24 protein-coding genes and 1 pseudogene are annotated in these 25,616 nt (G+C 50.7%); 11 read left to right on the forward strand and 14 right to left on the reverse strand.

Annotation, left to right across the window (positions count from 1 at the left end; genetic code table 11):
• Positions 1–121: 121 nt before the first annotated feature.
• From asd to leuC, 5 genes are all read right to left on the reverse strand, one after another.
• Positions 122–1,243: an aspartate-semialdehyde dehydrogenase gene (asd, locus tag HRU73_RS06145; protein WP_011111310.1), complete on the reverse strand. Its 1,122-nt coding sequence runs from the start codon at positions 1,241–1,243 to the stop codon at positions 122–124.
• 148 nt (positions 1,244–1,391) lie between these two features.
• Complete coding sequence (gene leuB / locus HRU73_RS06150) at positions 1,392–2,462, reverse strand: 3-isopropylmalate dehydrogenase (RefSeq protein ID WP_287399925.1); 1,071 nt, start codon at positions 2,460–2,462, stop codon at positions 1,392–1,394.
• The gene (leuD, locus tag HRU73_RS06155) at positions 2,459–3,124 is read right to left on the reverse strand and encodes a 3-isopropylmalate dehydratase small subunit (protein WP_287399926.1); all 666 of its coding nucleotides are present in this window, start codon (positions 3,122–3,124) and stop codon (positions 2,459–2,461) included. The genes leuB and leuD overlap by 4 nt, the downstream gene beginning before the upstream one ends.
• Positions 3,125–3,129: 5 nt before the next feature.
• Positions 3,130–3,258, reverse strand: coding sequence for an entericidin A/B family lipoprotein (locus HRU73_RS06160; protein WP_011111307.1), 129 nt, complete (start codon positions 3,256–3,258; stop codon positions 3,130–3,132).
• Positions 3,259–3,291: 33 nt separating this feature from the next.
• Positions 3,292–4,704, reverse strand: coding sequence for a 3-isopropylmalate dehydratase large subunit (gene leuC / locus HRU73_RS06165; RefSeq protein ID WP_011111306.1), 1,413 nt, complete (start codon positions 4,702–4,704; stop codon positions 3,292–3,294).
• A gap of 290 nt (positions 4,705–4,994) precedes the next feature.
• Between leuC and HRU73_RS06170 the strand changes: the two genes are divergently transcribed.
• The 4 genes from HRU73_RS06170 (at position 4,995) to HRU73_RS06185 (ending at position 8,319) form a co-directional block, all read left to right on the forward strand.
• Positions 4,995–5,519, forward strand: a complete 525-nt coding sequence (locus HRU73_RS06170) for a cupredoxin domain-containing protein (RefSeq protein WP_011111305.1) — start codon at positions 4,995–4,997, stop codon at positions 5,517–5,519.
• Between the two features lie 44 nt (positions 5,520–5,563).
• Positions 5,564–7,042, forward strand: a complete 1,479-nt coding sequence (locus tag HRU73_RS06175; RefSeq protein ID WP_011111304.1) for a cbb3-type cytochrome c oxidase subunit I — start codon at positions 5,564–5,566, stop codon at positions 7,040–7,042.
• 94 nt (positions 7,043–7,136) lie between these two features.
• Entirely contained in the window at positions 7,137–7,766 is a 630-nt protein-coding gene (locus HRU73_RS06180) for an SCO family protein (protein WP_276677634.1), read from the forward strand.
• The gene (locus tag HRU73_RS06185) at positions 7,750–8,319 is read left to right on the forward strand and encodes a hypothetical protein (protein ID WP_011111302.1); all 570 of its coding nucleotides are present in this window, start codon (positions 7,750–7,752) and stop codon (positions 8,317–8,319) included. The genes HRU73_RS06180 and HRU73_RS06185 overlap by 17 nt, the downstream gene beginning before the upstream one ends.
• A gap of 45 nt (positions 8,320–8,364) precedes the next feature.
• On the opposite strand, the gene HRU73_RS06190 is transcribed toward HRU73_RS06185, so the two are convergent.
• The 4 genes from HRU73_RS06190 to rfbA all read right to left on the reverse strand — a co-directional run bounded on the left by HRU73_RS06190 (position 8,365) and on the right by rfbA (position 11,947).
• The gene (locus HRU73_RS06190; RefSeq protein ID WP_276677636.1) at positions 8,365–9,279 is read right to left on the reverse strand and encodes a formate/nitrite transporter family protein; all 915 of its coding nucleotides are present in this window, start codon (positions 9,277–9,279) and stop codon (positions 8,365–8,367) included.
• Positions 9,280–9,443: 164 nt separating this feature from the next.
• Positions 9,444–10,451 carry a UDP-glucose 4-epimerase GalE gene (gene galE, locus HRU73_RS06195; protein ID WP_011111300.1) on the reverse strand — a complete coding sequence of 336 codons (1,008 nt, stop codon included), beginning with the start codon at positions 10,449–10,451 and terminating at the stop codon, positions 9,444–9,446.
• A gap of 69 nt (positions 10,452–10,520) precedes the next feature.
• Positions 10,521–11,066: a dTDP-4-dehydrorhamnose 3,5-epimerase gene (gene rfbC, locus HRU73_RS06200; RefSeq protein ID WP_287399929.1), complete on the reverse strand. Its 546-nt coding sequence runs from the start codon at positions 11,064–11,066 to the stop codon at positions 10,521–10,523.
• Positions 11,066–11,947, reverse strand: a complete 882-nt coding sequence (gene rfbA / locus HRU73_RS06205) for a glucose-1-phosphate thymidylyltransferase RfbA (protein ID WP_281871379.1) — start codon at positions 11,945–11,947, stop codon at positions 11,066–11,068. The genes rfbC and rfbA overlap by 1 nt, the downstream gene beginning before the upstream one ends.
• A 225-nt stretch (positions 11,948–12,172) precedes the next feature.
• Here rfbA and HRU73_RS06210 point away from each other — a divergent pair, with 225 nt between their 5' ends.
• From HRU73_RS06210 to glcF, 4 genes are read left to right on the forward strand one after another with little or no spacing between them, the layout of a single operon-like run.
• A complete protein-coding gene (locus tag HRU73_RS06210) occupies positions 12,173–13,153 on the forward strand; it encodes a 2-hydroxy-3-oxopropionate reductase (protein WP_287400038.1) in 981 nt (326 codons plus the stop codon).
• Positions 13,143–14,597, forward strand: a complete 1,455-nt coding sequence (locus tag HRU73_RS06215; protein ID WP_287399932.1) for an FAD-linked oxidase C-terminal domain-containing protein — start codon at positions 13,143–13,145, stop codon at positions 14,595–14,597. The genes HRU73_RS06210 and HRU73_RS06215 overlap by 11 nt, the downstream gene beginning before the upstream one ends.
• A gap of 9 nt (positions 14,598–14,606) precedes the next feature.
• Positions 14,607–15,692, forward strand: a complete 1,086-nt coding sequence (glcE, locus tag HRU73_RS06220; RefSeq protein WP_287399934.1) for a glycolate oxidase subunit GlcE — start codon at positions 14,607–14,609, stop codon at positions 15,690–15,692.
• 3 nt (positions 15,693–15,695) lie between these two features.
• Complete coding sequence (glcF, locus tag HRU73_RS06225; protein ID WP_287399936.1) at positions 15,696–16,955, forward strand: glycolate oxidase subunit GlcF; 1,260 nt, start codon at positions 15,696–15,698, stop codon at positions 16,953–16,955.
• Positions 16,956–16,983: 28 nt separating this feature from the next.
• On the opposite strand, the gene HRU73_RS06230 is transcribed toward glcF, so the two are convergent.
• The gene (locus HRU73_RS06230) at positions 16,984–17,700 is read right to left on the reverse strand and encodes a YgjP family zinc-dependent metalloprotease (RefSeq protein WP_287399938.1); all 717 of its coding nucleotides are present in this window, start codon (positions 17,698–17,700) and stop codon (positions 16,984–16,986) included.
• Positions 17,700–19,190: an exodeoxyribonuclease I gene (gene sbcB / locus HRU73_RS06235; RefSeq protein ID WP_287399939.1), complete on the reverse strand. Its 1,491-nt coding sequence runs from the start codon at positions 19,188–19,190 to the stop codon at positions 17,700–17,702. Before sbcB ends, HRU73_RS06230 begins: the two co-directional genes overlap by 1 nt.
• 545 nt (positions 19,191–19,735) lie before the next feature.
• Between sbcB and HRU73_RS06240 the strand changes: the two are divergent.
• From HRU73_RS06240 to HRU73_RS06250, 3 genes and pseudogenes are all read left to right on the forward strand, one after another.
• A pseudogene (locus tag HRU73_RS06240) lies at positions 19,736–20,332 on the forward strand (transposase); the annotation flags it as partial.
• A 237-nt stretch (positions 20,333–20,569) separates the two neighbouring features.
• Positions 20,570–21,741, forward strand: a protein-coding gene (locus HRU73_RS06245; RefSeq protein ID WP_287399941.1) for an IS3 family transposase whose coding sequence is annotated in 2 segments (ribosomal slippage) — positions 20,570–20,849 and positions 20,849–21,741 — 1,173 coding nt in all. Because the reading frame shifts where the segments join, the coding sequence is not laid out codon by codon here.
• A 483-nt stretch (positions 21,742–22,224) separates the two neighbouring features.
• Complete coding sequence (locus HRU73_RS06250; protein ID WP_287399942.1) at positions 22,225–23,034, forward strand: NYN domain-containing protein; 810 nt, start codon at positions 22,225–22,227, stop codon at positions 23,032–23,034.
• Positions 23,035–23,286: 252 nt separating this feature from the next.
• Here HRU73_RS06250 and HRU73_RS06255 read toward each other — a convergent pair whose 3' ends face one another.
• From HRU73_RS06255 to HRU73_RS06265, 3 genes are read right to left on the reverse strand one after another with little or no spacing between them, the layout of a single operon-like run.
• Positions 23,287–24,144, reverse strand: coding sequence for a DUF2059 domain-containing protein (locus HRU73_RS06255; RefSeq protein ID WP_287399943.1), 858 nt, complete (start codon positions 24,142–24,144; stop codon positions 23,287–23,289).
• A gap of 48 nt (positions 24,145–24,192) precedes the next feature.
• Complete coding sequence (locus HRU73_RS06260) at positions 24,193–25,098, reverse strand: ChaN family lipoprotein (RefSeq protein ID WP_287399944.1); 906 nt, start codon at positions 25,096–25,098, stop codon at positions 24,193–24,195.
• 2 nt (positions 25,099–25,100) lie between these two features.
• Positions 25,101–25,601 (reverse strand): C39 family peptidase, encoded by a 501-nt coding sequence (locus HRU73_RS06265; RefSeq protein WP_287399945.1) that lies wholly within the window; start codon positions 25,599–25,601, stop codon positions 25,101–25,103.
• Between the last annotated feature and the right edge of the window lie 15 nt (positions 25,602–25,616).

The following is a 25,616-nucleotide window of genomic DNA, read 5'->3' on the forward strand; positions in this document are numbered from 1 at the left end:
TACCCCTCGACGTTATCCGAGTACCATGGTTCGAGAACCGTAAAAACAGCAGATATCATAGAGAAATGTCATAACACTTCTGCTGTGCAGTGGTTCAAAACCAGGAACGATTGGAAAGATTTTATGCAGCCTTATCTTCGACCAAGATGCGCAGCATTCGGCGCAATGGTTCGGCCGCGCCCCATAATAACTGATCTCCCACCGTAAAAACAGAGAGATATTCACTTCCCATATTCAATTTGCGTATGCGGCCAACATGAATATCGAGCTTCCCGGTAACCGCAACCGGAGTAAGTTCCCTGGTGGTGGCTTCCCTTTCATTGGGAATCACATGAACCCATTTGTTGGATGCTGCGATGATTTCCTCGATCTTTTCCAGTGGAATATCCTTCTTCAACTTGATCGTCAATGCCTGACTGTGGCAACGCATGGCTCCCACTCGCACACAAATCCCGTCAACCGGTACGGGGTCATCGCCGTGCCCAAGAATTTTATTGGTCTCGGCCTGCCCTTTCCATTCTTCCCGGCTCTGTCCATGTGCAACCTCGCGATCGATCCATGGAATAAGGCTTCCAGCCAGTGGAACACCAAAATTCTGAGCGGGAAATTCTTTGTCACGCAATTTCTCAGCAACCTTGCGATCGATATCCAATATGTTGGAAGCAGGATCTTCCAGTAAATCTTTTGCGACATCGTGAGTTTCTCCCATCTGCTGCAGCAGTTCACGCATGTTTTGCGCGCCTGCCCCTGATGCCGCCTGATAAGTCATGATACTTGCCCACTCAACCATGTCCTGGTCGAACAATCCGCCAACGGCCATCAGCATCAGGCTGACCGTACAATTACCCCCGATATAATTCTTGACACCCTTATTCAATGCATCATCGATCACCGAACGATTAACGGGATCAAGAATGATAATTGCATCATCACTCATCCTGAGTGTAGAAGCGGCATCAATCCAATATCCCTGCCAGCCGGACTCACGCAGCTTTTTAAAAACGTCGCCGGTGTAATCTCCGCCCTGGCAGGATATGATGATATCCATTTCCCGCAAGGCTGCGATATCGTAGGCATCCTTGAGTAACCCTGCTTCCCGGCCAATATCCGGCCCCTTTTCACCCACTTGCGAAGTTGAAAAGAACACGGACTCGATTAATGAGAAATCATTTTCTTCACGCATCCGCTGCATGAGAACAGAGCCCACCATACCGCGCCAGCCCACAAATCCGACTTGTTTCATGTAATTCACTCAACCTTTTACAAAATAGTTTTAATGTTACGCACCCCTGACAGCTTACTATCCGGCATACCATCAAAGAATCAGAAAAAAGCGGTAAAACCGGGCGATAAACAGAAATAGAAAAACAGCATGTAACGAAACAGTAGAATCACCGGGATTGCAAGTTTGCCAGGACACGATCCCCCATTTCCACAGTACCGATCTTTTTCATACCCGCTTCATAAATATCTTCGGTACGATAGCTTTGCTGCAATGTCTTCTGAACGGCATGCTCGATTCGTGATGCGGCCGTTTCCTGATTGAAAGAGTATCGCAACATCATTGCCGCAGATAAGATAGTCGCCAACGGGTTGGCAATCCCTTTACCGGCGATATCCGGGGCAGATCCGTGAATAGGCTCATACAAACCTTTATTTCGGTCATCCAGAGAAGCAGAAGGAAGCATTCCGATCGAGCCTGTCAGCATGGATGCTTCATCTGATAAAATATCACCGAACATATTTCCCGTAACCACCACATCGAATTGCCGGGGGTTGCGTACCAGCTGCATCGCTGCATTGTCCACCAGCATGTGTGAGAGCGTAACGTCCGGATACGACTGCGCAGTTTCCGTCACCACATCACGCCATAATTGCGTGCATTCCAGGACATTCATTTTGTCCACCGAGCAAAGCCTGCCGTTTCGCCTGCCTGCTGCCTGAAACGCCACATGAGCGATACGCCTGATTTCTGATTCAGAATAAATCATCGTATTAAAGCCCACTTTCTGCCCGTCTCGGTATTCGATGCCTCGCGGTCTCCCGAAATAAATATCTCCAGTCAGCTCACGCACAATCAGAATATCCAGACCAGCGACAACTTCCGGCTTCAGTGTCGAAGCATTCGACAGCTCCGGATACAGCACTACCGGCCGCAAATTGGCAAACAGGTTGAGTTCCTTCCGAATGGCCAGCAACCCCTGCTCTGGCCGTTTATCGCGAGGCAAGCCGTCGTATTGAGTTCCACCTACTGCCCCCAGCAGTATGGCATCCGCCTCGATTGCCAACTGGCGTGTTGCTTCCGGAAAAGGTTCACCGGTGGCATCCACCGCACAACCACCCAGCAAACCAGGTTCAAGCTCGATCTGCAAACCTTCCTGCTGGAAATAGCGTAATACCCGCTCAGCCTGAGCCATGATTTCAGGCCCGATCCCGTCACCGGCAAGCAGCGCAATTTTCATGTTCTCAGTTTGTCTCCACTTTGCTGTAAAAATAGCCAGGGTTGTCGATCGCGACGATTCATTTCAAATGTTCTGATTTTATCGGCATGCTGCAGCGTCAGCCCGATTTCATCCAGCCCGTTAAGCAGACAGTGCTTACGGAATGAATCAACTTCAAACCGGTGGATCTCGCCGGAAGGGGTCGTCACGGTTTGCGCATCCAGATTCACTTCCAGTCGATAACCGTCTGTCTCGAGTGTATCCCTGATCAGCCTGTCAACGATGGAAGCTTCCAACACAATTGGCAATAGACCGATCTTGAAGCAGTTGTTATAAAAAATATCGGCGAAACTCGGCGCAATGATTACAGCAAAACCATAATCCTGCAAAGCCCAGGGAGCATGCTCCCTGCTGGATCCACAACCAAAATTGTCGCGTGCGACCAGAATCCTGGCCCCTTGATAACGCGGCTGGTTCAATATGAAATCGGGATTAAGCTGCCGTAATGAAATATCCTTCCCCGGCTCTCCATAATCGAGATAGCGCCACTCATCAAACAGGTTCTGGCCAAAACCTGAGCGTTTGATCGATTTCAGAAACTGCTTGGGAATAATCGCATCCGTATCCACGTTTGCGCGATCCAGCGGCGCAACTATTCCCTTGAACTGCTCAAATTTTTCCATTCTGTTTATTTTGCAGTTTTTTCAATGGCTTCACCGCCACGTTGAACATCCTTGCCAAATCCCTGTATGGTATTACAGGCAGTCAACTGTGCAACGATGGCCAACAATAGAAATAATGTGGACAGCGTTTTCATTATCGATCTCCTTTAAAAATAAAAAAACCTCACTTACCGAATAAAAGAACGCACATCAACGAAATGGCCAGCTATTGCAGCAGCGGCTGCCATGGCAGGGCTGACGAGATGTGTTCGCCCGCCGGGGCCTTGCCGGCCTTCAAAATTACGATTGGAAGTCGAGGCACAACGCTCTCCAGGTAACAATCTGTCATCATTCATAGCCAGGCACATCGAACATCCGGGTTCGCGCCATTCGAATCCCGCCGACAGAAAAATTTTATCCAACCCCTCCTTCTCTGCCATCGATTTGACCAGACCGGAACCAGGGACCACCATAGCCAGCCTGATATTCGGGGCAATCCGTTTTCCTTTGACGATTTCTGCTGCTGCGCGCAGATCTTCTATGCGTGAATTGGTACAGGAACCAATGAAAACTTTATCCAGCGTTATTTCCTGAATGGGCATCTTCGGCTTCAGTCCCATATACCCGAGTGCATGTTCGACATCATGGCGTTTGGTCGGATCACTGATATCCGCAGGATCGGGCACATACCCATCCACCGTGGTCACCATTTCTGGTGAGGTGCCCCAGGTTACCTGCGGTTTGATGTTGACTGCCTTCAATTCCACCATCCGATCGAACACCGCATCTTCATCACTTTTCAATGTACGCCAGTAAGCCACCGCCTGATCCCACAGCGCTCCCTGCGGAGCAAAGGGTCTCCCCTTGATATAATCGATCGTAACCTCATCCGCTCCAACCATACCTGCACGGGCACCCGCCTCGATCGCCATATTGCAGAGCGTCATCCGGCCTTCCATGGAAAGCGATCGTATCGCGCTGCCGGCAAATTCAATGGCATAACCCGTACCGCCGGCCGTACCTATTTCACCAATAACAGCCAGTGCAATATCTTTGGCCGTCACACCAGGTGGCAGATCCCCTTCAACCCTGACCAGCATAGTTTTGGATTTCCGGGCCACCAGACATTGTGTCGCCAGAACATGTTCAACCTCGGATGTCCCGATACCAAATGCCAGACAAGCAAATGCCCCATGTGTACTGGTATGGGAATCTCCACACACCACGGTCATACCAGGCAGTGTCGCACCTTGCTCAGGCCCGATCACATGAACGATTCCCTGACGTTCATCGTTCATTCTGAATTCGGTAATCGCGAATTCCTCACAATTCTGATCCAGCGTTTCGACTTGTAAACGGGATACAGGATCGCTGATACCACTGCTTCGATCCGTCGTTGGAACATTATGATCGGCTACCGCCAGAATCGAGCCAGTCCGCCAGGGTTTGCGTCCGGCCAGCTTCAGGCTCTCAAAAGCCTGAGGGCTGGTAACTTCATGTACCAGATGGCGATCGATATACAGAATAACCATGCCATTCGGATCATCCGATTCCGCATGCACTACATGGTCACTCCAGAGTTTGTCATATAACGTTTTCATTTTGATCCAGATATGAGTACCAGCTGTATGCGCGCAATTATCCCATAAAGCCCATTTCAGTAACAGAATCTCTGTGCCGGCAGTGCAATGGCATACCCGATGAAGAAGCTAAAAACATCATCTCGTCCAATGCAAAAATGCCCTTTTTATTCCGGGGTCGATCAACGCTAACTCAATAAACCACAAGACAAAAATGGATTTTGACCTTCGATAATTAACTGTTGACAGCAACTTTTATCAAATGTAGATTCCGCGACTTGTTTAACAAACAAGGAGGGGGAAAGTTTAAAATGATCTCAACAGTTTATGCCATCACACTCGTGGGTATCGGTTTGGTCATCGCAGTCTTTTATTTTGTGATTGCCAATTCGAAGGAAGCTGATCCGGATTATCCGTCAATCACAAAAAAATGGTACGGTGTACGCAGCAAATGGTTTCTTTTTCTGCTTGTATTAGGAATTACCGTCTCTGTGCTTTCAACGAATCCATTTCCAACACCCGATCAGAAAAAAGAATACTCGGGTGGTGACTATCAAAATGTCACTGTGGATAGCCATCAATGGTATTGGATAATGACACCTTCTACCGTAAAGGCAGGCCAACCGGTTGAATTTCAAGTGTCTTCTGCTGATGTCAACCATGGTTTCGGTATCTACGATGAAAAACTGACATTAGTTGCCCAAACTCAGGCGATGCCGGGTTACACCAATAAGCTTATTCATACGTTCGACAAACCCGGAAAATATAAAATTCTTTGTCTGGAATATTGTGGTCTGGCACATCACGCCATGATTAGCGAATTGACCGTTGAATAATTAGTACAACATTTAATACAGCTAAAAACGTATTGGAGGACACAATGAGTGCAACTGAAGTAAATGGAAAGATTGAGTATTCCGACCCGGAAAATCGGAATGCCCTGATCGCCGTCAAATCCCATTTAATTGCGGGATTTTTAGTATTTTTATTAATGATGATTGCAGGCTTTACCATGCGTGCAGCGCAAGGTACCTGGTTGGAAATTGGCGCTGATCTGTTCTATCAGATTATGACTGTGCACGGTGTAGGCGTTGTGGGTGCGGCAATGATCACATCAACCGGTGTACAGTGGTATTTCCTGCGTCAGTACGTTCGTCTGAGCAACGGGATTTTCTGGACGAACTTCTTTATTTTTCTGACAGGTGTCGTGCTGATCCTCGGCTCCATTTTCGTTGGTAAATATGGTGGTGCATGGACGTTCCTCTTCCCGCTACCCGCCATTTCAATGGGTGCCTGGTCGAATGGTGCAGCAGCACTGTTTCAAGCTGGTCTGCTTATCATCGGAGTCGGCTTCCTTATCCTCTATCTGGACTTTGGCCGTGCCATTCTGGCTCGCTACGGCAGTCTGGCTCGTGCACTGGGACTTACCCAGCTTTTCGGTAAAGAGCCGGTAGACTACAAACATCCAGCGGCAGTAGTTGCCAGCACAATGGTATTAATTGTCAATTTTATGGGTATCGCTGCAGGTGCCGTGGTACTGGTGATGGGACTGATCAATCTGTTCTATCCTGAATTCAAGCCAGATGCGCTGCTGATGAAAAACCTGATCTACTTCTTTGGCCACGTTGTCATCAATGCCACTATCTACGCATCAGTCATCGCTGTTTATGAACTCCTGCCACGCTACACTGGTCGTCCATGGAAAACCAATAAACCATTTTATGCAGCCTGGTTTGCAATTGTATTCATGGTAATGGGTGTCTATCCACACCACCTCATGATGGACTTCGCGATGCCGAATTGGGCACTCGTAGTAGGACAGGTGCTTTCTTTTGGCAGTGGTATTCCAGTGATGGTGGTTACCGGCTACGGTGCCCTGATGATCGTATACCGTTCAGGTATCAAATGGACCACTTCGGCCAAACTGCTGTTCTTATCCATGTTTGGCTGGTGGGCTGGTGTAATCCCTGCGATTCTGGATGCAATGGTTACGGTTAACCGTGCTTTCCACAACACACTGTGGGTACCTGGTCATTTCCATTTCTACCTGCTGCTGGGATTACTGCCGATGCTCATCGGCTTCGCCTACTTTCTGGCGGGTGAAGGTGATAGTAAAGAACAACCTAAAGCAACCGACAAACTTGGTTTCTATGCCTATCTGATCGGTGCATTCATGACATCCATGGTCTTCCTCGCCAGCGGCGCAAGCAGTATTCCTCGCCGCTGGGCAGCACACATGCCTGAATGGGTCAGTTTTGCTCAGGTAGGAACTGTTGCCGCTGCACTGGTTGTTCTGGGAATGTTGTTGTTCATCATTCGTGCACTGGTCAGTTTGCCAGGCGCCAGCAACCCTCGTTAAAACAGAAACACCGGCAATTTCTCCTGTATAAATGGAGAATTGCCGGAATCTGGCAAGGATAATCGATACCCCCTCACCATAGGAGGAAAAAGGAATGAGGACTTTCCTGGCAACACTTTTCGTAGCCATCTCAGGAACACTCATTCTTTGGATAAGTACCGATGGAGGGCGTGCTTTTACAGCTGAAGAAGCACGCCGCCTTGAAATTCGTGAAAATCCCCGTTCTGTACCCGACTGGCAACTGCAGAATCAGGATGCAGAAACCTTCACTTTTCAAGACTGGCATGGGCATCTCATTGTTGTAGATTTCATCTATACAAGTTGCCCCAGCGTATGTTTGATACTTAGCGGCAACCTCAAGAATCTGCAAAAAGATTTCTCTGACGAGGGAAAATCAGACAAGCTGCGCTTTCTCAGTATCACCTTCGATCCGGAAAAAGATACGCCCCAAAGACTGAAAGAACATTTAAGTCATTTTTCTGCTGATTTCAAAAACTGGGTAGCTGCCCGGCCAACCAGCCCGTCCCAGAAAGAAGCTATCCTCGATTTCTTTAAAGTGATCGTCATTCCTGATGAGTACGGTGGTTATACACACTCTGCCGGTTACCATATCATCAACCCGGATGGAAAACTGGTCGCTATTTTTGGAATGGAACAGATGGATGAACTACGCGCCTACCTGAATCAGGCATTGGAGGGGAAGGATAATGCGTCTGAAAATTAAACCGGAATGGCTGCTTCTGGCAGCATTCATCATACTTACCCTCCCCCCGATGCAGCGCTTTCTGGAACAGAGCATGGTAACGCACATGCTCGTTCAGCTCCCGGCACTGACAGTCATCGGATGGATATTCGGCAGAACACTGCCTGAAAGCTGGAGCAACAAAATAGCTCCATGGAACCGGTGGGGAATAACAGGCATGGCTCTCGCCATTGTGATCATGACCTATTGGATGCTGCCACGCGCACTGGATGCTGCTGTATCCGAATGGTACGTGGAGCTGGGAAAATTCATCACCGTCCCGGCGATGGGTATCGCACTGGGAGTAAGCTGGCCCCAGCTCAATCCGATTGCACAAGGTGTCCTGAAACTGGAATTCTGGGCTACTTTCATGCGTCTGGGGTGGCTCTATCTCGATCTGCCCGATCGTCTCTGCGCAAATTATCTCTTGAGTGATCAGCGTGTTCTAGGGCAGTTACTGCTACTGATTGGAAGTGCCTGGGCAATCGCCTGGACGCTTCGAGTAATGTTTGGAACCAAAATCATCAATACCTGAAACTTGCAGTGATCCACCATCCGGCAGATCACTGCAGTCTTTACTTTATGCCCTGTGCGTGCGATACCACAAGGTTGAATTGAATATCACCGCTCCCAGCATATTGCCTATCGTGACGGGAATCTGATTCCACAACCACCACTGGGAAATCGTCACATCTGCACCCGACAGAATGCCAATCGGGAAGACAAACATATTAACCACCGCGTGCTCAAAACCAAGTGAGAAGAAGGTCGCAAGTGGTAACCACATTAACATGACCTTACCGGGCACACTGCGCGATCCCTTGGCAAAAACCGGAGCAAGACTCACCAGCCAATTACACAGTATTCCCATACCAATGGCTGCAAACCAGCCGTTCACCCCATACCCTGCATAGGAAGCCTTTTTTTCTGCAAGATGCGCCAGTGTAGTGAGAACCCCTGGAGGTTCGACTGCTCCTCCTTTGGTCAGTGAGAACCAAAGCAGGTACGCAAAGAAAACACCACCAATCAGATTGGCGACAAACGTCCAGGACCAGTTGCGTATCACACTCCCCAATCCAAATCTGCCGGCAAAGAGTCCCATCGGCATCACTGAAAAACTACCTGTCGCCATCTCCAGACCCAGTATTGACAGCATCACGTAGCCTGCCGGGAAAAGCAGGCCAGCTGCTGCCGTTGGCCAGCCTTGTGAAACCAGCAACGCGCACAATGCCGTGGCATAGGCCAGAAAAGGAGTGCATAAGAACCCCCTTATCAGAATCTGGCCAACTTTGAATTTTTTCTTTTTCGTTGCGTCTTCGACAAGATCATGTCCCATCTGTATAGGTGAGACACTGTCAATGACTGCAGTTGGCTCATTGCTCACTTTGACCGGAGCACTGGCTACAGAACCACCCGTTGACATAGTCTCTGCAGCAATGCTGGATTGGATGACCCGTTCATTCAGAATGATCGATGGTTGTTCAGATTCTTTCATATTTTTGAGATGAGTTAATTGAGGGAATTGATGATGGTCAAGTCGTGCACAAAAACTGCACGGCGGGCGGAATTTTGCCATATCCCGGAAGGACCGGCAAGAAAATAGTTCTGCTTATTTAGCAGGTTACGATCATTTACAACGATACCCACCAGGGTATCGATTCATACATATCCTGCCGGATTGTTCTTCTGCCAGCGCCAGTGATCCCTGCACATCACAGCAAGATCGCGTTGTGCTTTCCACCTCAGCAGCTTCTCAGCAAGTGCAGGGTTTGCGTAGCAGGCAGCTACATCACCGGATCGTCTGGACGCAAGCCGATAATCTATCTGCCGGCTGCTGGCCTCCTCAAAGGCCTTGATCACGTCCAGAACACTGTAGCCAATGCCTGTACCCAGATTGATTGCCATACATTGCGGCACGGTAAGGTAATCCAGTGCACCGAGATGCCCCAGCGCAAGATCCACGACGTGAATATAATCTCGCACACCGGTTCCATCATGCGTCGGGTAATCACTCCCCCATACATTCAGATATTCACGCCGCCCCACGGCAACCTGCGCAACGAAAGGCATCAGATTATTGGGGATACCCTGCGGATCTTCACCAATCAGGCCGCTATCATGCGCCCCGACAGGATTGAAATAACGCAGAATGGCGATACGAAATCGAGGGTCAGCCCGATACACATCGCGCAACATTTCCTCGATGATAAGCTTGCTGCGGCCATACGGATTGGTAGCGGACAACGGATGATCTTCCGTCAGAGGCAGACGCTGCGGCTCACCGTAAACCGTCGCCGAGGAACTGAAAACCAGTGTATAGACACCACAATTTTGCATTGCTGCCAGCAGCCGGTGAGTACCGATGACGTTATTGTCATAGTATTCGAGCGGCTTTTCGACCGATTCTCCTACCGCCTTGAGCCCGGCAAAGTGAATCACAGCCTCGCATCCGTAATCTTTCAACGCTTTTTCTATCGCAACCTGATTACGTATATCGCCTGTGACGATAGTGATTTTCTTACTGGTGATCTGTTCGATACGGCGCAATGCCTCTGGATGACTGTTACAGAAATTATCGAATATCACTACTTCATACCCGGCCGTCAATAATTCGACACAGGTATGAGAACCAATGTAACCGGCACCGCCGGTAACGAGAACGTTCATATCAATCTCTCACTTTCAGATCAGATTCGGCAGACAACTGCGCCTGCTGCACCAGAAAAATAAATCGCATCAGACGAATACTTCCACCTCATTGAATGGCTTGCCCTGAGTATCTTTGGCTGAAAGAACAGGCGCAATCCCAGGCGGCCACTGGATATTGAGCACTGGATCATTCCAGAGCAGACAACGCTCATGGGCAGGCGCATAGTAATCCGTCGTCTTATAAAGAAACTCTGCGGTATCACTCAGTACGACAAAGCCATGGGCGAATCCTTCAGGTATCCAGAGCTGATGTTTGTTTTCTGCAGAAAGAACCTGGCCCACCCATCGGCCAAAGGTCGGGCTGCTTTTGCGCAAATCGACTGCCACGTCGAAAACTTCACCCTGCACCACCCGCACCAGTTTTCCCTGCGGTTGCTGTATCTGGTAGTGAAGACCGCGCAGAACATTCTTCACGCTGCGACTGTGATTATCCTGCACAAAATTGATTTTCCTGCCGACAGTTTCTTCAAACCGGGCCTGGTTGAAACTTTCAAAAAAGAAGCCGCGTTCATCACCAAATACTTTGGGTTCGATGAGTACGATTTCCGAAATAGCAAGAGGAGTTATCTTCATCAGAACACGTTTTCCCTGAGTATTTTCAGCAGATACTGGCCATAACCATTTTTAGCCAGTAATTGGGCCAGCATTTCCAGCCGGGCTGCATCTATCCATCCTTGCCGGTAGGCAATTTCTTCCGGACAGGCAACTTTCAGGCCCTGCCGATTTTCCAGGGTAGCAATGAACTGACTGGCATCGAGCAGGGTTGCATGCGTACCGGTATCCAGCCAGGCGTAGCCGCGCCCCATGATTTCCACGCTGAGGTTGCCCTGTTCGAGATAACAACGATTGAGATCGGTGATTTCCAGTTCACCGCGCGCAGAGGGTTTAAGTGCTTTGGCATGATCGACGACCTGCGTATCATAAAAATACAGCCCGGTCACCGCATAACTAGATCTTGGTTGTATCGGTTTTTCTTCCAGTGACAATACCTTGCCCTGTGCATTGAACTCGACTACACCATAGCGCTCCGGATCATGCACATGATAAGCGAATACGCTGGCTCCTTCGGTGCGCATCATGGCATGAGTCAGCAAACGCTGGAGATCATGGCCGTAGAAAATGTTATCTCCCAGCACCAGTGCAGAAGGATGGTTACCAATGAAATCCTCGCCAATCAGAAAAGCCTGTGCGAGGCCGTCGGGTGAAGGTTGCACGGCATATTGCAGATTCAGTCCCCATTGTTCTCCGTCACCCAGCAGTTGCTGAAAACGAGGGGTGTCCTGCGGCGTGCTGATGATGAGAATATCGCGTATGCCTGCCAGCATCAGGGTGCTGAGCGGATAATAAATCATGGGTTTGTCGAATACCGGCAACAACTGCTTGCTCAGTGCAAGCGTCGCCGGATGCAGCCGGGTACCGGACCCTCCCGCAAGGATGAGGCCTCTGCGTGTCATGTATTTATTCCTTGAATATTTTTCGGATACGTAATCCAGGACATTCCTGCTGATGAAATAACGGTACTCAGCCAGCAAAACCGGAAGAACCTGGAAATATACGGATTCTTGCAGATAGGATCAATTCACGAAAGGCTGACTGCTATACTACGACTGCTTGCTGCCAGCACACGGATTCAGATAAATTGACAGATCCAAAGCCAGCCGAATCACCGGACAGTCTACCTGTTTTACCGGGATCGCTTAACGGCAGATAAAACCCATTTTCTCGGTAATACTGTTCACATGACAACGATCGGTTTCATCGGCCTGGGTATCATGGGAAAACCCATGGCCGGCCATCTCATCCGGGGAGGATACCCGGTTTATCTCAACTCACGCAGTGGCATACCTGCTGAGCTGACAGTGCCGGGTGGGCTGGCCTGCCCCACCCCCAGGGCTGTGGCTGAACAAGCGGATATCATCATCCTGATGTTGCCGGATACGCCTGATGTTGAAAAGGTGCTGTTTGCCGAAAACGGAGTGGCACAAGGGCTGTCTGCGAACCCGCCTCGGTCGAAAATCATCATCGACATGAGCACGATTTCCCCGATCAGAACCCGGGATTTCGTTACACGAATCAGGCAGCTCGGCCATGAGTACGCGGATGCCCCGGTATCAGGTGGAGATATTGGTGCACAGAATGCCACCCTCACGATCATGGTCGGGGCAACCGAGGCAGTTTTTGCGGAAATCGAGCCGATACTGGCGTTGATGGGCAAAACTGTCACGCGAATCGGTGATCCAGGCACCGGCCAGATCTGCAAGGCGGCCAACCAGATCATCGCGGCCCTGACACTCGAGGCTGTGGCTGAAGCCCTGGTATTGGCTTCCAGAGCCGGAGCTGATCCCAATAAAGTCAGACAGGCCCTGCTGGGAGGGTTTGCCGCCTCGCGCATCCTGGAAGTACATGGAGAACGCATGATCAAACATGCCTTCACTCCCGGTTTCCGGGTCGATCTGCACCGGAAGGATCTCGGCATCGCACTGGATTGCGCCACGGAACTGGGCGTCAGCCTGCCAGGCACTGCACTGGTTCAATCGCTCTATAATGCCAGCATTGCGCAAGGAGATGCGCAACAAGACAGTTCAGCCATCGTGCGCATCCTCGAACAACTAGCCGGACATACCCTCGATACCTCCACTGAATCTGCCCATGAACACTAACCAGCTGATCGAAGCCTTCCGCAAATTTCTGCCTGCGGAAGCTATATTGCACGAGGCAGAGGATTTGAGACCGTATGAATGCGACGCCCTGTCCGCCTATCGGCAGCTACCAATGATCGTCGTGCTGCCGCGAACCGAGGCTGAAATTGCCGCTATCCTGCAAACCTGCCAGGCCGAACGTATTCCGGTGGTAGCACGTGGGTCCGGCACCGGTTTGTCCGGGGGCGCACTCCCTCACGCAGAAGGTGTTTTACTGTCATTAGCCAGATTGAACCGTATTCTGGAAATCGATCCTGCAGCCGGTACTGCACGTGTGCAGCCCGGTGTCCGTAACCTGGCCATCAGCGAAGCGGCTGCACATTATGGAATGTATTACGCGCCTGACCCTTCTTCCCAGATCGCCTGCAGTATCGGCGGAAACGTGGCAGAAAATTCAGGAGGCGTGCACTGTCTCAAATACGGACTGACCGTCCACAATATCTTGCGGCTGCGTGTATTGACGATCGAAGGAGATCTGCTGGAAATCGGTGCAGATGCACTCGACAGTCCCGGTTTCGATCTGCTCGCACTGATGACGGGCAGTGAAGGCATGCTGGGAATCGTCACCGAGATTACGGTCAGACTGCTGCCCAAACCGGAAACGGTAAAGCTGGTCATGGCAGTGTTCGACGATGTCAGAAAAGCCGGAGAAGCCGTCGCCAGCGTCATTCAGGCCGGTATCATTCCAGCCGGTATGGAGATGATGGACAAGATCACCATCCACGCCGTCGAAGATTTCGTACATGCGGGTTACGACCTCGAAGGGGCGGCAATTCTGCTGTGTGAATCCGATGGTACGGCGGAAGAAGTCACTGATGAAATCGAGCGGATACGCACTATTCTGCAGGCAAGCGGGGCTACCCGGATCAGCCTTGCGCAGAATGAAGCCGAACGGCAACGCTTCTGGGCCGGACGAAAAGCAGCCTTCCCGGCAGCAGGCAGAGTTTCACCAGATTACTACTGTATGGATGGCACCATTCCACGCAAGCATCTGGCACACGTGCTGGAACAAATCGAACAGCTCTCGGCAGAATATGGCCTGCGCTGCATGAATGTATTTCATGCGGGAGATGGCAATTTGCATCCCCTGATTCTGTATGATGCCAACCAGCCGGGTGAACTGCAAAAGGCAGAAGCATTCGGGGCGCGAATACTGGAGATCTGCATCGAAGCAGGCGGATCGCTGACCGGCGAACACGGTGTAGGAATCGAAAAACTCAACCAGATGTGCCTGCAATTCAATGATGCCGAGCGCAACCGGTTCCATGCGATCAAAGCAGCATTCGATCCGCAATCACTGCTCAATCCGGGCAAAGCGATTCCCGAATTACACCGTTGTGCCGAATTCGGTGCCATGCACGTACACCGGGGAGCTGAGAAATTCCCGGAAATACCCAGATTCTAATTTTTTGTCATGCAAACCCTTCCCGATCATTTCATCGACACTATCAACGCGGCAATCGAAAATAAACAGCCGCTGCGCATCCGCGGTGGCGGCAGCAAGGATTTTTACGGCAATCCGCAGGCTTTACAGCATTCTTCCATACTCGATACGTCCACCTGGCAGGGAGTCGTCGATTATGAGCCGAGCGAACTGGTGATCACCGCTCGCTCCGGAACACCACTGGCCGAGCTGGAAAAGCTGTTGCACGATCACAGCCAGATGCTGGCTTTCGAGCCTCCTCATTTCAGCACGGCTGCCACACTGGGCGGGTGTGTCGCAGCCGGATTGTCCGGCCCCAGACGCGCTTATACCGGTGCGGTGCGTGACTATGTATTAGGTACCAAACTGCTGGATGGCCAGGGAAGTACCCTGTCCTTTGGCGGGCGGGTGATGAAGAACGTTGCCGGCTATGATGTTTCCCGCCTCATGACAGGTGCAATGGGTACACTGGGCGTATTGCTCGAAATATCGCTCAAAGTGCTTCCCAAACCGGCAGTAGAACGCACCCTTCGCTTCCAGGCCAGCACACCCGAAGCCCTGGCAATCATGCGCCGCTGCACAGCTGAGCCACTGCCGGTTTCCGCCACCTATTTTCATAATGATCAGCTTTACGTCCGGCTTTCCGGCGCCGAATCTGCCGTGCAAACCGCGCATGCCAGACTGGGGGGGGATGAAATCAAAGACAAGGATGATTTCTGGGAATCGATCAGAGATCATACTCACCCGTTTTTCCAGGAAGGAAAATCCGCCGAAAAATCACTGTGGCGCCTGTCGATCAAGCCGACCACCCCCCCGCTTTCGCTGCCGGGTAAACAGCTGATCGAATGGGGCGGTGCACTGCGCTGGTTCGTCACAGATGAAGATACTGATGCTGCCGTAATCCGCAAACACGCTGCGGATGCCGGTGGTCACGCCACCCTGTTTCACGGCAATAAAACAGCGATTCCTGTATTTCACCCGCTTTCCCCTGCTCTGCTGAAAATCCACCGACGTCTGAAACAGCAGTTCGATCCAGCAGGTATCCTCAATCCACAACGACTGTATACCGAGTTTTGAGCCATGCAAACCCGTTTGACTGATCTGATCAAAGACACGCCGGAAGGACAAGAAGCAGATGCCATTCTGCGCAGTTGTGTGCATTGCGGTTTCTGTCTCGCGACCTGCCCCACCTATCAGCTGCTGGGAAACGAGCTGGACAGCCCGCGCGGGCGAATTTATCTGATCAAGCAGATGCTGGAAGGCCAGGAAGTCACTGAAAAAACCCAGCTGCATCTCGATCGCTGCCTGACCTGCCGCGCCTGTGAAACCACCTGTCCATCCGGTGTACAGTACGGGCATCTGCTCGACATCGGCCGCGGTATGGTCGAACAGCAAATTCAACGCACCCCTTATGCCACCTTCAAGCGTTATGCCCTGCGCAAATTGCTGCCCAACCGCACCCTTTTCAGCACTCTCATGGGCGTTGCCCGTATGGGTCGGCCACTACTCCCTGCCCGCCTGAAAAAGACGATATTCCCGAAACCGGTAACCGCACGCAGCCCCTCCGGCAAAACCCACACGCGCTCCATGCTGATACTCGCCGGCTGCGTACAACCGGCGCTGACGCCCAACACCAACCATGCCACCACACGTGTGCTGGATCGGCTCGGTATTGCAGTGATGGCTGCAGAACAAGCTGGCTGCTGCGGCGCACTTGCCTACCATCTCAATGCACAGGAAGAAGGGTTGAACGCCATGCGCCGCAATATCGATGCATGGTGGCCTTTTGTCACGCGATCCGAGAATCCGGTTGAGGCCATTATCGTCACGGCCAGCGGCTGCGGTGTCACTGTCAAGGATTACGGACACCTGCTGCAACACGATCCGGATTATGCCGAAAAAGCTGCAAAGATCTCCAGCCTGACCCGGGATATCAGCGAAATCATCACGGCCGAAGCTTCCACACTGATCCCGCTACTGGAAGCAGAAAAAGCGACATCGAAATCCTCATCTCCACGCAATCTTGCCTTTCACGCCCCCTGCACCTTGCAGCACGGCATGAAGCTGAAAGGAAAAGTCGAACCGGTTCTGCAAGCGGCAGGCTTCAACCTGACCAAAGTTGCTGATCCCCACCTCTGTTGCGGTTCAGCAGGCACCTATTCCATCCTGCAACCCAAACTTTCCCGCCAGTTGCGCGACAATAAAATCACTGCATTAACCATGGAGAACCCTGATCTGGTAGTTACCGCCAATATCGGCTGCCAGATGCACCTGCAAGGCGGCACTTCGCTGCCTGTGCGCCACTGGATTGAACTGCTGGATGAAACCCTGACCGGGTAACTGCTGAAATAAAAATCAGGCTGATCACCTATCCGCGCGGCCGTATCGCCGACAGGGGGATCTGGTTCAGTTCCGCTGTGGCCTCGCGCCAGGCCGGATAATGCTGATCCATTAACCCGACAAACCGTTTGTTATGCGATGGTTCGATCAGGTGAACCAACTCATGCACCACAACATATTCCAGCAGATCCTGCGGTTTTCTCACCAGATCGGTATTCAACCGGATATGGCGACGCCTCGTATTGCAGCTACCCCAGCGGGTTTTCATCTGCTGCAGAAAGTAAGCAGAGACACTCACACCCAGTCGCTCCTGCCATTTTCCGATCAGATCAGGCACCACGGCATGCAGCAGGGATTTATGCCAGGCGTGCATCACAGCAGCACGTTTGAACAGATCGCTACCGGGGCGCACCTGCAGGGTGATGGTCTGCTGATCCATCAGCACACACGGCCCGGCTGATTTCTCCACCACCTGCAGCACGTAATGACGCCCCCATACGGTATGACTTTCCCCACCGATAAATTGCCGAGGGACTTCCCTGACCTGCGCTTGCAGTTTTGCCTGCTGCTTGTGAATCCAGTCCAGTTTTGCAGTGACAAACGCACGCACCACTTCCAGCCGCGTACCGGTTGGTGCCACCAGTGTCACCCGGCCATCCGGTGGATGCACCCGCAGGTAAACATGCTTCACTGCCCTGCGTTGCATGAAAATCGTAAGATTTTCCAGCCTGATCTGTTCGCTCATCAATCAGTCTGTTCTTCCGATCCGGAATGATCAGGCGGCCAGGGCAGATCATTTTCCTGTGCCAGTGCCCTGCCCCACGCTTCCAGCTCATTCAGAATGTCCAGCTGCGCCTGCTGAGGGCAATCGGTTCGCAGTTGCAGAAGTTTCTGGTGATATTCATTCAATGTCAGGCTACCGTTGATGGCATTTTCACCAAGCTGTCTGCGGCAATGCATTTGCCAATGGTGTTCTTCCTGAACCGATAAGGTATCGGGAAAGTTGCGGGCACGATAACGGAACAACAGCTCGATATACCGTTCATCCTGAAATTTTCCGGCCAGGTCAGCCAGTTTCCCTGGTTCTGCATCACGCACCAGCGGGAACAGATTGCGATCGTGATCACTGGCAAAACCATCGTACAACGCCAGATCGGCATCGTTTTCTGCAAATACTTTATTGCCGGAATACGCCTGTTTGATTCGCTGCATGAAATCCGGATGCTGCAGTAACAGTTGCCAGTGTTGCTGACATTGTTCGACATTCAGTCCGATTCGATTGGCGGCTTCATCATTCAGAACTTTTTGTGGCGCCAGTGCCGGACATTTGTTCAGCCTGACCGCTTTGACTGGCAGGCGCTGCTGTCCTTCTGCCAGCTCTTCTTTTGGTGTAAAAAGACGTTCCGCCAGTGCATCGATATCCAGCAGGACAAATTCAGCGGGATCATGCCGCAAGTCATAAACCAGAACACTGTTGGCATTACCGGTTTCAGGCAGTAGCGGCATGACCAGCGTAGTACAACCGCATTCTGCCGGATACATGCGGGAGGTATGTAAAACCGGGGTGTGGGTTTTCATATCCAGCAAATTGCCAGCAGCACGTTTATCGCGTAACCGGAACAGCCAGTCGTACAGGCGCGGTTGCTGTGCACGCAGCAGGCGGGCCAGCGCAATCGTAGCCCGGACATCGGATAACGCATCATGCGCACTGTCATGTACCAATTCATTGGCTGCAGTGATGTTCTCCAGCCGGAAGCTCGGTTTTCCCTCCCCGTTGATCGGCCAGTTGATGCCTTCCGGACGCAGAGCAAAGGTCATACGAGCAAGATCGATCACATCCCAGCGCGAATTACCGGATTGCCATTCACGCGCATAGGGGTCATAAAAATTGCGGTACAGCGTAAACCGGGTGACTTCATCATCGAATCGCAACGTGTTATAGCCCACTCCGCAAGTACCCGGTTGCGCCAACTGTGCATGAATCAGTGCGATGAATTCCGGCTCCGGTAGCCCCCGGGCTTCTGCCATTTGTGGCGTAATGCCGGTAAGCAGACAGGCTTCCGGGTGAGGCAACCGGTCGCGCGCCGGCTGGCAATAGATCACCAGCGGGTCACCGATTTCATTGAGCGCTTCGTCCGTCCTCAACCCGGCAAACTGAAATGGCCGATCCCAGCGTGGCGTTGCCCCGGAAGTTTCATAATCATGCCAGTAAAGCGTTAAGTTACCTGTCTGCATCGTAGTAGTCAGCCTGTCAAGGTTATGCAGCCAGGTAATCCTTCACTGTTATCGCTATATCGGGAAATGCGGTGATCAGTTTTCTATCAGCCGTGATGAGTTTGGAGTTAAGCGACTTAGCAGTCGATATGAATTCGCAATCATATGCAGAGCAGCCTGCTTAAGGTGCTCATAAATATCCTCAGGTATGTTTTTAACAGTCAAAGAAGCCATCATTTCCACCAAAATAGTTTCTACCGGTTGCATTATGGTTTCGCTGAAAACAGCATGTCAATGCGATTCTCAGGGATCCTCTGAGAATCGCATTGACGAGGCAGTCAGCCAAGGCAAAAACAGATAAAAAGCGCAGTTTACAAGTACTAAATAACCACCGGCTAAAGCCGGCTCCTGCCTCACCCTCACACAACGTCGCGCCATCTCTTACACAGCGCACTACCCAATAGAATCAGGTGTAATACCACGTCTCGAAGGTTCGCAATCTGATGTGGTTCAATAGATCTGTACACCTCAGTTAAGAGATAATATTTTTAACTGTAGGAGAAGAAATGATCCCAAGGAAGCAATATTCAAAAGAATTCAAATTGGATGCAGTCAGTCTGGTACTGGAGCAGGGGTATACCCGTGCGGAGGCAGCCAGAAGTCTGGAAATCAATATTTCTCAACTGGGGCGCTGGATCAGGGAGTATCGGGAGGATAGCGACGGACAGGCATTCAGAGGTAACGGCAAGCTGACTCTGGAGCAGGAGGAAATCAGGAAGCTGAAGGTTCGGGTAAAGCAACTGGAAATGGAGAAACACATCTTAGGAAGCGACGGTCTTCTTCGCCAAAGAAACGAATTGAAGTATTCGTTTATCACCCAAAAGAAGAAGACCTGCCCGGTCGGCCTGATGTGCCAACTCCTGGGTGTTACCCGCAGTGGCTATTACGGTTACCTGAAGCGAAATACCGATAAGCCGGATGATGCCCGCTACCAGACGCTGCTGGAAGTGGTTCGTGAGATCGCAGAATCCAGTGATAACACCTATGGCAGCCGCCGGATGAAGCAAGTGCTCAATGCCCGGAGTTACCCGGTCAGCCGTAGCAAAGTGCGCAAACTCATGATCGAAGCAGGTGTACAAGCAAAGCAGCGTAAGCGGTATAGAGAAGCTCAGATAGATTGATTATAATTTACAGATGACTTATCCCATTTCATTTCGCCGCAAAGTTTTATCTGTTCGAGAGCAGGAAAAGCTCACCAACGCGCCGTTTGTGATTGCCAGCGGACGCTGATAAAAATCGTTCCCGACCAAACCGGCAACAGATCGAAGCTGCGCGTGATGTGGTTCAATAGATCTGTACACCTCAGTTAAGAGATAATATTTTTAACTGTAGGAGAAGAAATGATCCCAAGGAAGCAATATTCAAAAGAATTCAAATTGGATGCAGTCAGTCTGGTACTGGAGCAGGGGTATACCCGTGCGGAGGCAGCTAGAAGTCTGGAAATCAATATTTCTCAACTGGGGCGCTGGATCAGGGAGTATCGGGAGGATAGCGACGGACAGGCATTCAGAGGTAACGGCAAGCTGACTCTGGAGCAGGAGGAAATCAGGAAGCTGAAGGTTCGGGTAAAGCAACTGGAAATGGAGAAACACATCTTAAAGGAAGCGACGGTCTTCTTCGCCAAAGAAACGAATTGAAGTATTCGTTTATCACCCAAAAGAAGAAGACCTGCCCGGTCGGCCTGATGTGCCAACTCCTGGGTGTTACCCGCAGTGGCTATTACGGTTACCTGAAGCGAAATACCGATAAGCCGGATGATGCCCGCTACCAGACGCTGCTGGAAGTGGTTCGTGAGATCGCAGAATCCAGTGATAACACCTATGGCAGCCGCCGGATGAAGCAAGTGCTCAATGCCCGGAGTTACCCGGTCAGCCGTAGCAAAGTGCGCAAACTCATGATCGAAGCAGGTGTACAAGCAAAGCAGCGTAAGCGGTACAAAGTCACGACCAACAGTAATCACCGGAAACCGGTATTTGATAACAGGTTGAACCGGGAATTTGATGTCGTGGCGCCCGATCAGGTGTACGCCGGAGACATCACCTGCCTGTGGACACAAAAAGGTTGGCTGTACCTGGCAGTAGTCATTGACCTGTACTCACGCAAGGTGGTGGGCTGGAGCATGAGTTCCCGCATGAAGGCACAACTGGTCTGCGATGCCCTCAGAATGGCTATCTGGCAACGTCAACCGACAGCAGGACTGATCATGCATTCAGATCGAGGCTCCCAATATGCCAGCAAGGATTACCGCCGGTTACTAAAGGCCCACGGGTTCGAGGGCAGCATGAGCCGAAAAGGAGACTGTTGGGACAATGCAGTTGTGGAAAGTTTTTTTGGCAGCCTGAAACAGGAACGAGTCCAGTGGCGATATTACCAGACGCGCCATGAAGCCCACCAGGATGTGCTGAATTACATCACTATGTTTTACAACAACCACCGACTGCATTCATACCTGGGGTACAGAAGCCCCAATCAGTATGAAGCTGAAATGGCAAAAATCAGAAAAGTTGCTTAACTAAAGTGTACAAAAAACCTTGACCACGTCAACTCGTTATGGAAGACAATGCACCAGGGCTGTGTATTCGCCTGTCTTTCACCGCGCTTCCCATCCGTGATAGAAAGGAGGCAACAAAGGTTTGATCAGGGAAAACAATCCGCATTGAATATAGCCATCCTAACGATCCGGACTTTCGCTCCCTCATTCCGGAACTATACAAATTGCGAAGCTGCACTGCTCAGTTGCGGTTGATTAGCTGTAGAACCCGCTTCCTGAAAGTCCAAATCATTCATGGCGAGATATCTACCAGTCTCCTGTATATTCACGAAACCAGTTTTGGCAATCCATATGGAAAATATTGGTCAATTTTTCCAATCCATATTCACTGGCGTCAAAACTGTTTTTACCCTTTGGCAGGTATGAATACAAGAGAACATCGCATCCCGGTTAAAGCTTTTCACTAAATCCCCATTACATGAGTATTAGAAAACAGGAGCTTGCATGGTATCTCCACGATTAGTCACTAAAATTGAAGCAGAAGAATCTACTCTTCGGTTAGCTGTACTCATTGATGCTGACAATGCACAAGCGGCCGTCATTGAAGGACTACTTGCCGAGATTGCGCGATTCGGGGAAGCAACCGTGAAACGCATCTACGGTGACTTCACCGCTCCTGCAAGCGCTTCCTGGAAAAAAGTACTTCAAAAATATGCCATCAAACCTGTTCAGCAGTTTGCATATACAACAGGCAAAAATGCCACGGACAGCACACTCATCATCGATGCGATGGATTTACTCTATACCCGAAAGTTTGATGGATTCTGCCTGATTACAAGCGACAGTGATTTCACCGGCCTTGCAATGCGTTTACGTGAGGAGGGGCTTACTGTTCTCGGCTTCGGGGAGAAGAAAACACCCGAGGCTTTCCGCAATGCCTGCCATAAGTTTGTGTTTACCGAGGTTCTTCGCCCGGATACAGCAACTGAATCAGCTGCACAACGAACCAAAAAGACAGAAAATGATCAGAAATCATCCTCGCCACAGCCTGCTGCTCAGGTGCCGGAAACAAAACAGGCATTCCCCAGGAAATTTGTTCTGGCCGCACTCGAACAATCAAGCGATGATGCCGGGTGGGCAAATTTAGGCAATTTCGGCAACTACCTCAACAAGTTACAACCTGATTTCGACTCCCGACTTTACGGTTACAAAAAACTTTCTGATCTTGTCAAAGCCAGAACAGATCTCTTCGTAACCGAAGAACGGCAGGTACCGGGATCAACACAAAAAGCCTTGTATCTTCGTGCCAAATAATTTTTTGACATAGGCACTCAATCTCTTTTTAGTTACCAAACACTGCACCGTACAAGTATTGCAGCACCATCCAGCTCTATTGCGCATGGTCGGGGTCAAATCACGAATCAAGAAAAGATAGGTATAACAGAAATCATTAAAATTGCTGAAACAAATTTCCAGTTTCGTGAAATCATTGAATCGAGAATTATTCAGGATGGATCCAACAGACACGAGAGTGTCAAGACCCTTGGGATATGCCCAACGCAGTTATCAAATCGGTGCCGACCTTTGTGGTGTAGAAATTACCCCCGCCTCAAAGGCGCACTCTACCAATACCTCAGCAATAATTCCGCCAAATCCAAACGAATAAACTTTTCCTTCGGGCGAGAGCGCAAACTGGAGATAGGCATTGAGTTCTTCTTCAGATAAGTCCTGATAGGCGTATGCGGTATTGCTAAGAATTACCTGCGACATCGCTGACGTGATGGCAAGCATTTGAGACTCCAGCCCCTTCTTGATTTCTTCCAATGATGGCCTATTAGAGGTATCGGGCATGACGGATAGAATAGCCGCATTTGTGGCTAAAGCCGATCCGATATAGATCTGTACCGTGCGTTGAGGCTCCCCCATAGCCTGATTAAGCGATGAATAAAGCGCTAATCGTGTCACGTTTGCTCCTGCTTCGGCAACGAGTTTTGAGGCATTTTCCTGAATTTCAGTCTGAATTTCTGGCTGCGCCAGTCTGCTCTCACGCTCAATGATGCGTTTCCCGAGAGGTGATTCCAGGAAAGCAATGATTCGCTCCCCTTCCTCCGAAGTAATTCTCTCTGTAATACGTTCGGACATCATTTTCCTCAGCTTCACGGGAGCATACGCATGATCGAAGGCCGCATGAATATCGCGAATCTGCTCAGTAGACAGCCTCAATGTACCGTTCTTCATGGCATGCCCCATCGCAATTTTCAGGCTTCTTGGCAAGAAATCGAGTTGGACACCCACGCCTGATTTTTCGATCAAGGCCTGCGGCGAGAACTCCGTCGCGTGAATATTGACAGAAAGCAGTCCTGTCGTAATACAGAGCCAGATTTTCAGAAATACTGAAATCGAAGTTATTTGTGGTCGTCGCATAGTTATATTCCTTTATCAATGGTGATCTATCGTCATGACCCGCAGGCGTTATTCGCCTGAGTCAACCAGCCAGTAGAAATCAAATGGTAGCAAAGTTGGAGGCGTAGATTCCTGAACCGGCGGTAATACACCGCAAAGCGCGATTGCAACGATGTTCAGGTGAGGAGCCCTTTGCCCAAGATGAAACGGGACGCCATGATCCTTTCGTGCATGCTCAATACCAGCGATCAAGACAGCCGGGCGTTCTGCCTGAGAAAGCCTGAGCGCCATGTAGGCATCCCGCGTCATCTGCGCCTGGATTAAGCCGACTCGTCCGGATGGAGTGGATTCCAGCCCATGTGCATCGGTAATCGACTGCGTTAAACGATTCGACAACTTGCCAAGTTCATCGTCCTTGAGATTCTCAAACAGGCGAATACGCAATTGTTTGGGGATGGCCAGCAAACCAAATCGCCTTATGTTGTGCATCAACTCCGGTGAAGGATCAGCATGTCTGACAGGCAATCCGTTCTGATCGGCTAACCGAAAGATAGGAGCATAAGCATCCCAGATCGGCCAACCCCGTCTTTCCCACGCCAGAACCCCTTTTCTAGCGGCATCTTTGAAGGCCAATGAATCGTTCGTACTATCCGCCCACGTTCGCAGGAAATCCTCATGGGCTATTTCCTCCTGATCGGTCAGCATCTCGAAATAGAGAGCAGGCACCTGTCCGGCGCTGATCAAATTCCTGATGATGTCAGCCTGGATGCTATGGCATGCGGGATCGTCATGCAGCTCCCCGAGAATCACCACATCTGCTTTTTCGAGTCGAGCCATAAACCTGGCTTCGCTAATCGCTTCTCCTGACGAGGTCTCGCGAATACGTCCGTCGCTTGCCATTGCTGGCGTTACCAGAAAAATGACGAGCAGTACTGAAAGCAGGCCGATCACTCGCTGGTTTATTACATTGTCCAATCTCAATAACCTACAGTGTGCGGCAGCGCTATTCCGCTACCATTCTCAGGGGGCGTCAGGAAAGCATCGTTGAGCGATACCTCGGTCTCGTGGCGCGGCAACAAAACGAGCACGCGCCCCGGGGTCTCAGGGTTATCGCGGGTTCGCCAGAATTTTTCGAAACGCTCGCGACGCATACGGGTGTTTCCCCATGCGGGATCAGCAAGCCAGACGCCATATCGATCAATTGCGCGCAATACGGAAAAATGCCCATCATCCCAGTAATCGAGATAAACGATCACCGGTCGACGAAAACGCATCAACGTTTCATAGTCGAGTGCCAAGCCAACCGGTTTGAACCCGTACTCGTCAGCGACTCGCGCAAGATCTGCCATGGAGAAGGCTTCCTTCAGCCCGATTCGATCGACGATTTCGAGTTCATCGGTAGCAACGCCGTAGTAGTGCGTCAATACACTAACCAGGGATGCTGCACCGCAGGAGTAGTCGAATTGCTGTTTCGCCATACCTTGGTCCCGGCG

Origin of the sequence: Nitrosomonas sp. H1_AOB3 (assembly GCF_015709435.1) — a bacterium.
In the GTDB taxonomy this organism is placed as follows: Bacteria; Pseudomonadota; Gammaproteobacteria; order Burkholderiales; family Nitrosomonadaceae; genus Nitrosomonas; species Nitrosomonas europaea.

Coding starts and splice junctions, on each gene's coding strand:
- asd (WP_011111310.1), bottom strand. CDS start 1,243: ATGAAACAAGTCGGATTTGTGGGCTGGCGCGGTATGGTGGGCTCTGTT.
- leuB (WP_287399925.1), bottom strand. CDS start 2,462: ATGAAAATTGCGCTGCTTGCCGGTGACGGGATCGGGCCTGAAATCATG.
- leuD (WP_287399926.1), bottom strand. CDS start 3,124: ATGGAAAAATTTGAGCAGTTCAAGGGAATAGTTGCGCCGCTGGATCGC.
- HRU73_RS06160 (WP_011111307.1), bottom strand. CDS start 3,258: ATGAAAACGCTGTCCACATTATTTCTATTGTTGGCCATCGTTGCACAG.
- leuC (WP_011111306.1), bottom strand. CDS start 4,704: ATGAAAACGTTATATGACAAACTCTGGAGTGACCATGTAGTGCATGCG.
- HRU73_RS06170 (WP_011111305.1), top strand. CDS start 4,995: ATGATCTCAACAGTTTATGCCATCACACTCGTGGGTATCGGTTTGGTC.
- HRU73_RS06175 (WP_011111304.1), top strand. CDS start 5,564: ATGAGTGCAACTGAAGTAAATGGAAAGATTGAGTATTCCGACCCGGAA.
- HRU73_RS06180 (WP_276677634.1), top strand. CDS start 7,137: ATGAGGACTTTCCTGGCAACACTTTTCGTAGCCATCTCAGGAACACTC.
- HRU73_RS06185 (WP_011111302.1), top strand. CDS start 7,750: ATGCGTCTGAAAATTAAACCGGAATGGCTGCTTCTGGCAGCATTCATC.
- HRU73_RS06190 (WP_276677636.1), bottom strand. CDS start 9,279: ATGAAAGAATCTGAACAACCATCGATCATTCTGAATGAACGGGTCATC.
- galE (WP_011111300.1), bottom strand. CDS start 10,451: ATGAACGTTCTCGTTACCGGCGGTGCCGGTTACATTGGTTCTCATACC.
- rfbC (WP_287399929.1), bottom strand. CDS start 11,066: ATGAAGATAACTCCTCTTGCTATTTCGGAAATCGTACTCATCGAACCC.
- rfbA (WP_281871379.1), bottom strand. CDS start 11,947: ATGACACGCAGAGGCCTCATCCTTGCGGGAGGGTCCGGTACCCGGCTG.
- HRU73_RS06215 (WP_287399932.1), top strand. CDS start 13,143: ATGAACACTAACCAGCTGATCGAAGCCTTCCGCAAATTTCTGCCTGCG.
- glcE (WP_287399934.1), top strand. CDS start 14,607: ATGCAAACCCTTCCCGATCATTTCATCGACACTATCAACGCGGCAATC.
- glcF (WP_287399936.1), top strand. CDS start 15,696: ATGCAAACCCGTTTGACTGATCTGATCAAAGACACGCCGGAAGGACAA.
- HRU73_RS06230 (WP_287399938.1), bottom strand. CDS start 17,700: ATGAGCGAACAGATCAGGCTGGAAAATCTTACGATTTTCATGCAACGC.
- sbcB (WP_287399939.1), bottom strand. CDS start 19,190: ATGCAGACAGGTAACTTAACGCTTTACTGGCATGATTATGAAACTTCC.
- HRU73_RS06250 (WP_287399942.1), top strand. CDS start 22,225: ATGGTATCTCCACGATTAGTCACTAAAATTGAAGCAGAAGAATCTACT.
- HRU73_RS06255 (WP_287399943.1), bottom strand. CDS start 24,144: ATGCGACGACCACAAATAACTTCGATTTCAGTATTTCTGAAAATCTGG.
- HRU73_RS06265 (WP_287399945.1), bottom strand. CDS start 25,601: ATGGCGAAACAGCAATTCGACTACTCCTGCGGTGCAGCATCCCTGGTT.